Genomic DNA, 12167 nt, shown 5'->3' with positions numbered 1-12167 from the left:
GCCCGTCAGGGGATTACCAGGATGTCGTCGAAGAGTTCTTGCGGATAACGTACGAAGAGTGACTGGCGCGGGAAAAGGAACTGCGGACACGAGGCGGGAAGTGTCAACTGTTCCTGAGGCGTGTGAAAAATTCTCGCCGCGTCCGCCTCGGTCTGCCCCGAATCTATCCAGGACTCTTTTTCCCGAGCGTTGATGAAATCAAGATTATCGGCCAGGGCGTGCGTGCTTCCGATTTCGATCGCCCAGTTCGCCCGGTCGCCCGACAGGGCAAGCCAGGGGAAATAGCCGATGCCGCCGCCGTAGTAACTGTAGTCATCGCCTGCGTTAGTGCTCGGAGGTTGTACGAGACGCACTTCCGTGTGCAGTTTCCGATACACCCGTAGCACATGCCAGAGGGTGGCCAGCATGATGAGTGGAACGTCACGAATATCTTCCGCAGGAAGCGGTAGGAGCCGTTGGCTGAAATAGTCGGAGCGACCCCTCCCGATTTCCCCGGAAGTCCGCATGAAATGGTGATAGCAGGATGAGAAGAGCCATAAGTTGGCAGTGCCGAAGAGGGACTCCGGGCAGTAGTTCCGTACGACGTCAAGGCAGTCCGACGCCTCGTACATCCGGTGCCTGATCACGCTGAGTCCGGCCGCGAGACCGGTCTGGAAGCTGATCTTCTGGAACATCGGCGGGTCGAATTCGCCGCGCAACCGGGGCAGCTTCGTCTCCAGCAACGACCAGCCGCTCTCGCCAATCTGGTCGACGCTCCGCTGTGGGTGGAAGAAGTCAGGGATGAGCTGACTCAGGTCCGGGACCATGAGGAGCTCCGGGCTGGACAGAGTGGCGAAGTAGTCCGCCACCCAGCGGGACCCCCAGAGCAGGGAGAAGGTGGCCAGATTGAGCGTGTTCTGGACTGGTATGTAGATCGCCTCGGAGTTGGCTCGCCAATCCGTCCGGGCGAAGTACTGACTCAGATCCAGGCCCCACCAGTGGAACCGCTCGAACGGTGACACCATCAACAGGTCGGCGGGTCGTTGCGCCGTATTCTTCTGGACTGCGAGTGCCAGCATCAGGGGAGAGCCGCTCCGGCTGAACTCAAATAAGCTTTGCAGATCCCGCCGCTTGATTCTCAGCTTGATGCAACGGCCGCCGAGTGAACTGTTGTCCACGAACTCCAGCCGTGAAGTGGACTTGATCTGCCATTCCAGAGTTATGTTTTCGGAGTCCTTCCACAGGGATGGCACCGTAACTCTTAAGTCCACCTTCTGGGTGTCCGGAATGACATGTGAAACCTGTGGGGCCCCACTACCGGTCGTCCACCAGTCGAGCATGTCGTGAAACGTGCGTTCGGCGATATGGCCACGCTGTTCCGCGTCTTGGCCGGTGATGGCGGTTTTGGTAGGCAATGTCCCCACCTAAATGATCATTCGGCTCGGGAGGCCAGGCGTGTGTCAACTGGAAATTCTGGCAGAGAGTACCGCAAGGGGGTACCCGTACATGTGTTCCTGCGGGTGCGGGTCGCCTACGGCGGGCCTGTTCCCCACCCCGCCCCTTCCCGAACTGGGGGCTCCGCCCCCAGACCCCGCGCCTCAATCGCCGGCGGGGCTTGAGTTGCCGGCGATTGAGGCGTAGGTCAAGCCTGCGCGGCGTACGAGACGAAGGTCGTCCACGAGTCGGGGGAGAGGGCCAACTGCGGGCCCTGCTGGTGCTTGGAGTCCCGGATGTGGACGGTGGTGGGGCAGGTGGCGACCTCGACGCAGTCGCCGGAAGCGCTGCTGCTGTAGCTGGACTTGTGCCAGGAGAGGGCAACTTCCACGCAGTCGTCCCCAGAGGCGCTGCTGTAGCTGCTCTTGAACCAGGCCAGTTCGGTGGTGCTCATAGATCTCCTCGCATCCGGTGCAACAAGCTCACTGTGTCTTCAGGGGTGAGAGCTTGTGACCGCATCGTGGCATACCGCATCTGGAGAATGCTGACCACTTTCGGGTCCGAGATTAATTGGCCACTCTCCTGCCCCTCGCAGTAGGCGTACCACTTGTTCTCCGGTGTCTCCAGCAACCGCATCGGACCTGCCAGCCCGGCGTGGCTCTCCCGCACCGTAGGCATGATCTGGATCTCGACGTTCCGGAGCTTGGCGAGCTCCAGAACGTGGTCGATGAGTTCGCGAGTGACGTCCGCCCCGCCCGTACGGCGCCGGAACAGGTGCTCTTCCAGGATGAAGCTGAACGCCGTGTTCGGCCGCTCGCGGAGCAGCCGCTGCCGTTCTTCTCGTGCTACCCAGTTGACTTCGATTTGCTCGTCGCTCATCGGTGGCAGCTGGTCCGAGAACAGGGCCCGTAGGTATGGTCCGGTCTGCAACAGGCCGGGGATCAGGCGGCATTCGTACGTGTGCAACGTGATCGCCTTGGCTTCGAGCCGCGCCCACTGCCGGAACCACGCCGCCAGCCCGTTCTTCCGCGTCAGATACTTCGCCGAGTTCCGCAACGCCCCAGTGTTGCCCAGCGCTGCCTCCGCCCGCTCCACGAAGTCCTCGTCGGCCATGCGCCGCCCCAGCTCGATCGACGCGACCGTGTGTTTGGAGAACCGCACCAGCAGCGCGAACTCCTCGCGGCTGAGACCCGCGTGCTCGCGCAGGGCCTGGACCACCGCGCCGAAAGTCCGCAGACTGTCCGTGGCCTCGGGCTCCCCGCCACCCGGGCCGTTCTCGTCGACCGCCATATCCGGCCACCTCCCGCACGTCTGTCCCTTGACACACATTCAACAGCCCATGCTCACGGGGAGTTACGAGTACTGTCTACCCCTTGTGCGCGTACGCTGACGCAGCGTACGCGGCGCTGACCTGGAGAATCGGTCCGCCCACGCGCCAGATTGGGCCCATGAACCTGTCTGGGACCCGTACCGACTCCGAACCGGCCCTCACCGTACGTGTGTTCACGCAGTGCTTCAGCGCGACGGCGCGCGGCGCACGCCTCGCCCGCCGCCTCGCGCTGCACCAACTACACACCTGGGGAATCCCGTACGGCACTGAACTGTCCGACAAAGCAGCCCTGTTGGTCGCGGAACTGGCGTCGAATGCCGTCACTCACGGCCGCGTACCGGGCCGGGACTTCGAGCTCCGGCTGACCCTCACGCCGGGGTACTTGTGTATCGAGGTCTCCGACACCCGCGCGGAACGCCGCCCACCGGCGCCCGGGTCGGTGCTGCCGCCACCGCCTCTCGCCGAGTCGGGGAGGGGACTGGTTCTGGTGGAGGCGCTTGCCGACCGGTGGTCGGTGCTGGAGCGCACCCCGGTCGGCAAGACGGTCCGCGTGGAACTGGAACTGCCCGTCAGCCGAGCGGGTTGAAGGGGATGCCGGCCGGCATGGCCTTCTGGAGGAGGCCGTTGAAACTGGCGTCCTTGAGCCCGAAGTTGGCACTGCCGAAGTTGGCGTTGCTCAGCTTGTCGCGGACGCCCGCGGGGTAGCCGTTCCAGCCGACCAGGGCGGGCGACTGCCACTTGCCGTAGTGGTTCTCCGGCGGCTCGTCGCCGGCGGTCGCGAGGCGGAAGGCGTGCGTGCTGATGCCGTCCTTGTGGTACACGATCTTGGCGCGCGTGCCCTCCCACCGGACCTGGGTGCTGTTGTAGACGGAGAAACCGCCGTGGGCGGAGGTGGACACGTACTTGGCCTGGTCGTTCTGCACCCAGACCACGACGTGCTCCCAGTCGTGGCGGTGCCCGCCGATACTGCTGCCCGCCAGGGCCTGGTCCTTCTCGAAGTAGAGGTCGTAGACGATGGCGCACCAGCCGTTGTTGCACTTGGCCCGTGAGTAGCCGTTGGTGTTGTCGAGATCCGACTGGTCGCGGCAGTTGCCGTTGAGTGCCCCGGTGGGGTTGAGGCCGCCGTTCAGGTTCCCGTTGGCGTCTATCGCGGGAGTGGAGTAGCAGCCGTCCTTGTCGTAGTCGTAGACCGGCTGGAATCTCTTTTCCTGGGCATCCGCGTTGGAGGGCAGGGCGGGGGGCGGGGCGGCGAACGCGCTGCCCGGGAAGGCGACGACCAGCGCCAGGGCGCTGCCCAGGACGAGCGAAATCTTACGGATACGGTTGTGGCTGCGGGAGTTTTTCCGCACGGGGTTCTCCTGATGAGCTGCGGGGGGTGTTTGACATGCGCAGCTCATCCTCCGGGCGGACGTTGAAGTGTCAATGCCCCCTGGGGTGAGCGGTGATGACGGGCTGACCAATACCGGAAGCCGGGCCCGGCGGAATGTCCGCCGGGCCCGCTTTACCACTTACCTGTAGGTGACGTCCGAGGTGGCGTACAGGCAGTTGGTGCTGTCGGGGCCCGTCCCGACAGCGGTGTTGTTGTTGTACTTCTGGCAGGGAATGATCTTCCGGCTGCTGTCGCCGATGATGGTGATCTTGCGCAGCGTCGCGACGTCATTGCGATTGACGTTGATGCCGACGATCCGCGAACCGGGGGCCGTCACCTCAACGGTGTTGAGGTTGACCTTCCGCGTGTACGACGTGGAGCAGTCGCCGCACGAGCGGTACAGGGTCTTGAAGTCCTGCGCGGCGAAGTTGGAGATGTTGAGCGTGCCGCCGCCGTTGTGCTGGAAGATCTTGTCGGAGGCCTTCCGTGCACCTCCGCCGGTGACGTTGTACGTGGAACCGTTGGGGCCGCGGAAGGTGGCGGCGTCCTCGCCGACGTCCTCCCACCAGACGTTCTGGAGGGTGCAGCTGCCCTCGCAGTGGATGCCGTCGGCGCCGGGCGGGCCGATGATGACGTTCTTCAGCACCGTGCCGGCGGCGAGCTTGAGGATCGGCAGCTGGTCTTCGGCCTGGTCACCGGTGCCGAGGGCGCCGCTGCCGTAGAGGCGCTTCATCGCGTAGTCCTTCGTGCCGGACAGCGAGATGGTGGCGGTGACGGGCTGGCTGCCGTTGGCGGAGGGCCAGGTGGCGGCGGTCGCCGTGGTGGACAGGGTGACGTTTGCCGCGAGGGCGGCCCCGGTCATGCCGAGGGCGGCGCCGAACGCGACGAGGGCGCGGCGGGGGGTGAGGGTGCGGCGGTATGCGGTGCGCAATGCGGCTCTGCTGGTCATGGATCCCAATCCTTGGTGGAACGGTGGGGGTGGACCTTGCGCTTGCGCTGGTCAGTCGCCGCCGGACGGGGATGGGTTGCTGCACCGTGGAGTTTTTTTATCTTCAACGTGAGAGCGTTCTCAGCGCTTGCCCGAACGGCTCGCGCGTGTGGCCGACGTCTTCTTAGGTGCCCGTCCTCCGGCAGCCGGATGTCGAGCATCGCCCGCCGGCGGACCCGGCACGGTACCGGCCTGGGCACCCACCGCTGGGTGGGACGGGCCGACATTCATGAAGCTTTCCTCGAACTGGCCTGCTGCCTGATCACCTGGCCCGGCGATGAGGATGTGTGACTGATCCCGGAATCCGACTCCGGCTCCGGCTCAGCGGATGACTCTCCGACCTACGCCATCCAGGGGACATTTAATGCCCGCTTTTCCAATTCCACGGTGAGCGCCTTCCGGTTGAGGCAAATTACTGGTGACGATCGGGGTGACAGGAGGGATGCGCCGCACCGAGGTGGATCGCCGCACGGATGAGTGACAGCCGACTGGCTCAATATTCGCCATGCATTCGTTGATGCATATTGATCAATTCCCGCGACATCACCCGAGTGAGTCGGAACGGGGTTGGGTGTCTGCGTAATATGCCGCCGACAGAAGAGGCGATTCCATTCAACGAGGAACGCCGGAAGTCACCATCCCCCCACAGGAGTTGGCTCCTCGATGACACTGAATATTCCCGATGCGCCGCGTCGGCGCACAATGACGGCTTGGATCGCGGGGGTACTCACCCTGCTGGTCGCCGCTGCCGTTGTGGCAGTGACACCCACCAAGGCAAATGCGATCGCGACACCTGTACCTCTTGGTACGGCAGCCGACTTCGCCGTATTGGGCGGCCAGTCGGTCTCCAACACAGGCCCTTCGGTAATCACCGGAAGCGTCGGCGTGAGTCCGGGATCGTCCATCACCGGATTCCCGCCGGGGATCGTCGTGGACGGGACTTTCCACCGTAACGACGCAGTGGCCATGCAGGCCCAGGATGACCTGACCACGGCGTACAACAACGCCGCCGGACAGGCATCGGACGCCACCCTTCCCCCGGATGCCGGTGGCCTGACGCTGGTTCCGGGCGTCTACACAGCCCCTTCCACTCTCGGGCTCACGGGCACGCTCACCCTGGATGCCGGTGGCAACCCGGACGCCGTCTGGGTGTTCCAGGTCGGTTCGGCGCTGACGACGGCAAGTGCCAGCAACGTGGTCCTCGTCAACGAGGCATCGCCGTGCAATGTGTTCTGGCAGATCGGAAGCTCAGCCACCCTCGGCACCGACACCAACTTCGTGGGCACCATCATGGCCCTGACCTCGATCACTTTGAACACGGGGGCGAGCATCGAAGGCCGGGCGCTGGCCCGCAATGGGTCCGTGACGCTGGACAGCAACCAGATCACCAGGCCGCTGTGTGAGGACGACACCACCACTACCGGTGATGACGCTGCGGGTGATGATGCGGCCGGTGATGACGCTGCGGGTGACGATGCTGCGGGTGATGACGCGGCCGGTGATGACGCGGCGGGTGACGATGCTGCGGGTGATGACGCGGCCGGTGATGACGCGGCCGGTGATGACGCGGCGGGTGACGATGCTGCGGGTGATGACGCTGCGGGTGACGATGCTGCGGGTGATGACGCTGCGGGTGACGATGCTGCGGGTGATGACGCGGCCGGTGACGACGCGGCGGGTGATGACGCGGCCGGTGACGACGCGGCGGGTGATGACGCGGCCGGTGACGACGCGGCGGGTGACGACGCCGCCGGTGACGATGCTGCGGGTGACGACGCCGCCGGTGACGACGCGGCCGGCTACGACGCGACCGGCTACGACGGGAACGGCATCCCCGACGACGGATGCTTCCCAGGCACCTGCGAGAGCCCGGGGAAGCCGGGCAAGCCGGGGAAGCCGGGCAATCCTTGGAAGCACGAGGGGAGGCCCAAGTTGCACGCTCACCACTGAGTGAGTTCTTCCCCCGCAGTTCGGTGGGAAGGGTGAGTCGCGCGTAGGCCCTTCGGCGGAGTGTGCGCAAGGAGGGTCGCCCCCACACGCGAGTAAGACGGGTGGCGCGCGGCGGATCGTCATCGATTCCGTCGCGCGCCACCCGCGGAAGTAGGAGAAGCAGGTGCGAGCAGTCATGACGGGAAGGACCGGGTGGGGCCGTGCTGGGCGGCGTTGAGTCGACGAATGCGAAGCAACCGCAGCGGACCGGCGCTGAGCCGGCAGCGCAGGACGGTGGCGGGGGACCGCGTAGAACTCGTGGGATTTCAGGGCTACCCCGCCTGCTGACCGCGGGAACGGGAGCCGCGGTGGCCCTGTGTCTCGCAGTGACTCTGTTCCATGTGCTCCTGGTGTTTCTGTACGTGGTGCCCCCGAACACCATCTCGAAGGCGTACAGCCAGCAGATCAACGGGTGGGTCCGGCCCTTGTTCCAGCAGAACTGGCGGCTCTTCGGCCCGAATCCGCAGTCGGTCAACCGGAAGATGTCGGCGAGGGTCAGGCAGACAGCACCGGGCGGCACCACACAGGTGAGCGGCTGGATCGATCTGACCGCCACGGACGATGCTGCCGTCAAGCACAACGTCTTCCCGAGCCATACGGCACAGAACATGCTGCGCCAGGCTTGGAACACTTACCTCAAAACGCACGGCGGCGACGACCAGCCGCGCTCGGAGCGGGCTGTGATGATCGAGAAGTATCTGCGCAACATCGCAGCGGACCGCGTCGCCGCCCAACGTGGCGGCACCTTCGACTCCATCCAGCTGCGGGTGATCACGCTGCCCATCGCCGCGCCCCGCACAGCGGAGGGATCCCGCCCGGCCGCCGCGGCACCGGCGCGGGCCGTAACCCGGTATCTGCCCTGGTGGAAGGTGGCCTCGCATGGAACGGACTGATCAGGCACCAGTCGTGGCACCCACAGCGTCCTCAGGCGCCACCGAGCGGGCGGCCGTACACATGCCGCAGCGCGTACTCAATCGGATCCATGCGTTCCTCGTCCTCCTGACCGAGCGGCCGGTCTCCCTGTACGCGGCGGCAGCGCTGCGCATTGGGTACGGGCTGCTCTATCTCGCGTTCCTGCTCCGCGAGTTTCCACACCGCGACGAGATGTGGGGCCCCGGTTCACCGTGGACGCCCGAGCTGGCCAGGCAGATGTACGACCAGAGCGGGTGGGCCAGCGTCCTCATCCTGTCCGACAGCCGGGTGTACTTCGAGATCTGCTACGCCGTGGCTCTCGTCACGTGTGCGCTGTTCTTGCTGGGCTGGCGGACGCGGGCGGTGTCCGTGCTGTTCGCGGTCGTGGTGGTCTCGTTCCACGCCAGGGCGATCTTCATGGCGGACGGCGGGGACAATCTCATGGTCCTCATGGCCGTCTACCTCGTTTTCACCGCGTGCGGCCGGCGCTGGTCCCTCGACGCGCGCAGGACCAGGCTCCGGGCGTCGGCGGGCAAGACGGCAGGCCCGCACGGCGGCGGTGTCCGGAACCAACTCCGAGACGCCCGCATCATCTTGATTACCGTGCTGCACAACTGCGGCATGTTCGTCATCGCCGCCCAGGTCTGCTTCCTCTACGGATGCGCAGGCCTGTACAAGGTGCAGGGCCCCAAGTGGGGCAACGGCACCGCCCTCCACTACGTCCTGAACATCGACGTGTTCCGGCCCTGGCCCGAGTTGTCCCAGATGATCGACGGCCATCACCTGCTGATTGCCGTCGTCGGCTATCTGACGGTGCTGGTGCAGGTCGCCTTTCCGTTCGTCCTGTTCGGCAGGCTCAAATACCCCGTCCTGATCGTGCTGCTGGGCATGCACGTGAATATCGCGGTGCTCATGGGACTGCCGCTCTTCTCCGGCGCGATGATCGTCGCCGACGCCGTGTTCCTGCCGGACCGCTTCTATCGCGCCGTAGGGGGGCTGTTGCGGCGCACCGTCCAGCGCGCAGGCGTCATGAGAGCGGGAGCCCCGCCCGGGACAGCACCCGCCGCGGTACCGCAGCAGCCCGGACCGGCCGGCTGACGCAAAAAAAGAGCGCGGCTATGTAGACCGGACGAGGCGGAGTAGTGCGCGTCGTAGTGCGCGTCACGGAGCAGGCTGCCGAGCAACGGTGACGTAGCCTCAATTCTCCCGTGATGTGGTACGGACGGACCGAATGGAGACTCGCATGGCGGCCATCAGCCTCCGCAAGATCGAGGAAACCGCGCCCGCGCTGGTCAGCCTCTACAAGAGCGCCGGGGTCTCCCTGGAGAAGCACCGGCTCAGCGGAGAACGCGCGGCCGTCTATCTCGTACTCGACTACTCCGGCTCCATGAAGGACTACTACAAGGACGGCAGCGTCCAGGCCCTCGCAGACAGGGTGCTCGGGCTGTCGGCCCATCTCGACGACGACGGCCGGGTGCCCGTCGTCTTCTTCTCCACGGACATCGACGCCGTCACCGACATAGCCCTGGAGAACCACCACGGGCGCGTCGACGAGATCGTGGCGGGCCTCGGGCACATGGGCAAGACCAGCTACCACCTGGCCATGGACGCGGTCATCGACCACTACCTGGACAGTGGCTCCACCGCGCCCGCGCTCGTCGTCTTCCAGACGGACGGCGGGCCGATCAACAAGCACGCCGCCGAGCGCTATCTCTGCAAGGCGGCGAAGCTGCCGCTGTTCTGGCAGTTCATCGGCTTCGGCAACACGCGCAGCTCGCAGTTCAACTTCCTGCACAAACTGGATGAGCTGGCTGTGCCGGCCAAGCGCGCCGTCGACAACGCCGGGTTCTTCCACGCCGGGCTCGACCCCCGGCAGGTCCCGGACGCCGAGCTGTACGACCGGTTGGTGGCGGAATTTCCGCTCTGGCTGGCCGCCGCCCGCGCGCAGGGCATTGTCCGATGACGGCGCGGATGCGGGTGCTGCGGGCTGCCGACCGTACGGCCGTCCCCTGGAAGAACGGCGGCGGCGTCACCCGCGAGATCGCCGCCTCGCCCGAGGGCGCTCCCATGGACGATTTCGACTGGCGGATCAGCCTCGCGGAGGTCGGTGCGGACGGGCCATTCTCCGTGTTCCCTGGCGTCGACCGCACCCTGACCGTGGTCGAGGGCGCGGGGATGGACCTCATGGTGGGCGGCGAGCACCACATCGTGGACGAGCAGTACTGGCCCCACGACTTCCCCGGAGACCTGGAGACCGACGGCCACCTCCTGGAGGGGCCCGTCGTGAACCTCAATCTGATGTACCGCAGAAGCCGTACACAGGCGGAGACCGCAGTCGTACGCGGCACCGTCCGGCTGCTGGTCCCCGAGGGTGGGGCGGTCCTCGCCGTGGCACTTGAGGACGGCGCTGTGCTCGACGCTCCGGAAGGTGTGGAGCTTGGGCGTTACGACGCGCTGGTGGCGACGGGCGAATCGCCGGGTGTGCTGCGGACACAGGGGTACGCGATGGTGGTCACGCTGTCGCCCGCGTGAACGCCGCTTGAACGGGGGCTATGCCACCCCGGGCACCCAGTAGCTGTGCACCTTCGAGATGGTCGGAGGTTCCTGTGACCGGGGCAGCCCCAGTCGCTCGGCGATCGGCATGACGATCGTGCCGAATTTCTCCATCGCCTCCTCCGACTCCCACAGATCCAAGATGTGCAGACCGGAAGAGCTCGGAATGCAGACGTGCGACAGACACCCGGCGAAGGGGTCGCCCGGCAACTTTCGCAGCTCGGCGTTGAGGGCGTCGTACTGATCGGTTGTGATGCCCTGCAGGGCGGAATGCGCGAAGATCGCCATCGGATTCTCCTCGACTGGTGGCGAGCATCCACTTCCAGCACAGCACGTCCACTCGGGAACGGCATCCGAGCCGGAAACCGGACAGCAGATGTCGGGATTCCACGCTTCGATGGAGTCATGACCTCTTCAACGCCTCCTTCTGCGAGTGCCGCATGGGCGGATTTCCTCGCGGCGGAACCCGCCTTCGCCGAGTCCGTCCAGAAGCGCTTCCAGCAGTACAAGCACCACGTCCTGGCCACCCTCCGCAAGGACGGCTCACCCCGGTTGACCGGCCTCGAAGTGGACTTCCGCTTCGGCGAACTGTGGCTCGGGATGATGCCGTACTCCCGTAAGGCGCAGGACCTCCAGCGCGATCCGCGCTTCGCGATCCACGCGAACCCGGGGCCCGACGATGAGATGGAGGGAGGCGATGTACGGATCGGTGGGCGCGCCGTGGAAGTGACCGACCCGGAGGTGATCGGCCGCTTCGTGGCGGAAGTCGAGCCACCGGAGCCGTTCCATCTGTTCCGGGTGGAGGTGGGGGAGGTGGTGCAGACCTCCGTCGAGGGTGCGGAACTGGTCGTACGGTCCTGGCGACCGGGCGCGTCGGTGCGCACGCAGCGCCGCCGCTGATACCCCTCCGTTAATCCCAGTGCGGTCCGACCACCCCGCGTGATACTCCACTTCCATGGACGATCTTGTAACAGCGCGGCTCATACTCCATCCGATGAGCCCCGGCGAAGCCGAACAGGTGATGGGGGGCGAGCCGGACAGTAGCGCCCGATGGGCACCCGGATACCCCACCGGAGGGGACATGGCCGCAGCCAGGCGCTTCCTGAGCGTCTGTGCGAGCACCGGGGACCCTCAGCCGTTCGGCAACTATGAGATCCGGTCCCGCGACGACGGGCAGGCGATCGGCGGTCTGGGCTTCCATGGCCCCGCGGACGACGACGGCGGCGTCACCATCGGCTACGGCCTGATCCCATCGGCGCAGGGCAAGGGGTACGCCTCCGAGGCGCTTCGCGCACTGCTGGAGTTCGCCCGCGCACGCGGCATCACCTGCGTCCACGGCGACACGGACCACGACAACGCCGCGTCCCAGCACGTCATGAGTGCGGTCGGCATGGATCTGGTCGCAGAAGACGAACAACTGAAGCACTACAAGATCACCTGGACGGACGGAAATCGTAATCTTTAGCTATTTCGCGAGCCCACGGACGAAGACCCAAAAGGCTGCCTATGCAGGAGAGCTGTTTGCGGTTCTTATGCTGGCGTCTATGGCTGCTTTCTTCATGGAAACAGAAGAGCCGTGGTTCGCTCTTCTCTTTGCTACAGGCTCCCTGACG

14 protein-coding genes are annotated in these 12167 nt (G+C 65.6%); 8 read left to right on the top strand and 6 right to left on the bottom strand.

From position 1 onward, the window contains the following. Positions 1 to 5: 5 nt before the first annotated feature. The 3 genes from ACIHCQ_RS15075 to ACIHCQ_RS15065 form a co-directional block, all read right to left on the bottom strand. Entirely contained in the window at positions 6 to 1403 is a 1398-nt protein-coding gene (locus ACIHCQ_RS15075; protein WP_399661934.1) for a hypothetical protein, read from the bottom strand. A 218-nt stretch (positions 1404 to 1621) separates the two neighbouring features. After that, positions 1622 to 1867: a DUF397 domain-containing protein gene (locus ACIHCQ_RS15070; RefSeq protein WP_399661932.1), complete on the bottom strand. Its 246-nt coding sequence runs from the start codon at positions 1865 to 1867 to the stop codon at positions 1622 to 1624. Continuing rightward, complete coding sequence (locus ACIHCQ_RS15065) at positions 1864 to 2703, bottom strand: Scr1 family TA system antitoxin-like transcriptional regulator (RefSeq protein ID WP_399661930.1); 840 nt, start codon at positions 2701 to 2703, stop codon at positions 1864 to 1866. Before ACIHCQ_RS15065 ends, ACIHCQ_RS15070 begins: the two co-directional genes overlap by 4 nt. Before the next feature lie 158 nt (positions 2704 to 2861). Between ACIHCQ_RS15065 and ACIHCQ_RS15060 the strand changes: the two genes are divergently transcribed. After that, entirely contained in the window at positions 2862 to 3329 is a 468-nt protein-coding gene (locus tag ACIHCQ_RS15060) for an ATP-binding protein (protein WP_399661928.1), read from the top strand. Here the strand turns inward: ACIHCQ_RS15060 and ACIHCQ_RS15055 are convergent. Further along, on the bottom strand, positions 3313 to 4092 hold the full coding sequence (locus tag ACIHCQ_RS15055) for an NPP1 family protein (protein WP_399661926.1): 780 nt from the start codon (positions 4090 to 4092) through the stop codon (positions 3313 to 3315). The two genes, ACIHCQ_RS15060 and ACIHCQ_RS15055, sit on opposite strands and share 17 nt — an antisense overlap. A gap of 159 nt (positions 4093 to 4251) precedes the next feature. Then, the gene (locus tag ACIHCQ_RS15050; RefSeq protein ID WP_399661925.1) at positions 4252 to 5061 is read right to left on the bottom strand and encodes a pectate lyase; all 810 of its coding nucleotides are present in this window, start codon (positions 5059 to 5061) and stop codon (positions 4252 to 4254) included. Between the two features lie 702 nt (positions 5062 to 5763). On the opposite strand from ACIHCQ_RS15050, the gene ACIHCQ_RS15045 reads away from it, so the two are divergent. The 5 genes from ACIHCQ_RS15045 (at position 5764) to ACIHCQ_RS15025 (ending at position 10533) form a co-directional block, all read left to right on the top strand. Then, positions 5764 to 7050, top strand: a complete 1287-nt coding sequence (locus ACIHCQ_RS15045; RefSeq protein ID WP_399661923.1) for an ice-binding family protein — start codon at positions 5764 to 5766, stop codon at positions 7048 to 7050. 365 nt (positions 7051 to 7415) lie between these two features. Further along, positions 7416 to 7982: a DUF5819 family protein gene (locus ACIHCQ_RS15040; RefSeq protein WP_399661921.1), complete on the top strand. Its 567-nt coding sequence runs from the start codon at positions 7416 to 7418 to the stop codon at positions 7980 to 7982. 61 nt (positions 7983 to 8043) lie between these two features. Then, positions 8044 to 9099, top strand: coding sequence for an HTTM domain-containing protein (locus tag ACIHCQ_RS15035; RefSeq protein WP_399662048.1), 1056 nt, complete (start codon positions 8044 to 8046; stop codon positions 9097 to 9099). A 145-nt stretch (positions 9100 to 9244) separates the two neighbouring features. Further along, complete coding sequence (locus ACIHCQ_RS15030; RefSeq protein ID WP_399661919.1) at positions 9245 to 9964, top strand: vWA domain-containing protein; 720 nt, start codon at positions 9245 to 9247, stop codon at positions 9962 to 9964. Next, the gene (locus tag ACIHCQ_RS15025) at positions 9961 to 10533 is read left to right on the top strand and encodes a HutD family protein (protein ID WP_399661917.1); all 573 of its coding nucleotides are present in this window, start codon (positions 9961 to 9963) and stop codon (positions 10531 to 10533) included. The genes ACIHCQ_RS15030 and ACIHCQ_RS15025 overlap by 4 nt, the downstream gene beginning before the upstream one ends. Before the next feature lie 18 nt (positions 10534 to 10551). Here ACIHCQ_RS15025 and ACIHCQ_RS15020 read toward each other — a convergent pair whose 3' ends face one another. Beyond that, positions 10552 to 10842, bottom strand: coding sequence for a hypothetical protein (locus ACIHCQ_RS15020; RefSeq protein WP_399661915.1), 291 nt, complete (start codon positions 10840 to 10842; stop codon positions 10552 to 10554). A 117-nt stretch (positions 10843 to 10959) separates the two neighbouring features. On the opposite strand from ACIHCQ_RS15020, the gene ACIHCQ_RS15015 reads away from it, so the two are divergent. Further along, positions 10960 to 11454 carry a pyridoxamine 5'-phosphate oxidase family protein gene (locus tag ACIHCQ_RS15015; RefSeq protein WP_399661913.1) on the top strand — a complete coding sequence of 165 codons (495 nt, stop codon included), beginning with the start codon at positions 10960 to 10962 and terminating at the stop codon, positions 11452 to 11454. Between the two features lie 55 nt (positions 11455 to 11509). Further along, positions 11510 to 12019 carry a GNAT family N-acetyltransferase gene (locus ACIHCQ_RS15010; protein WP_399661911.1) on the top strand — a complete coding sequence of 170 codons (510 nt, stop codon included), beginning with the start codon at positions 11510 to 11512 and terminating at the stop codon, positions 12017 to 12019. The last annotated feature ends 148 nt before the right edge of the window (positions 12020 to 12167 follow it).

Origin of the sequence: Streptomyces sp. NPDC052236, assembly GCF_044548015.1 — a bacterium.
GTDB lineage: Bacteria > Actinomycetota > Actinomycetes > Streptomycetales > Streptomycetaceae > Streptomyces.
This window is presented reverse-complemented; position numbering and strand designations above follow the sequence as displayed.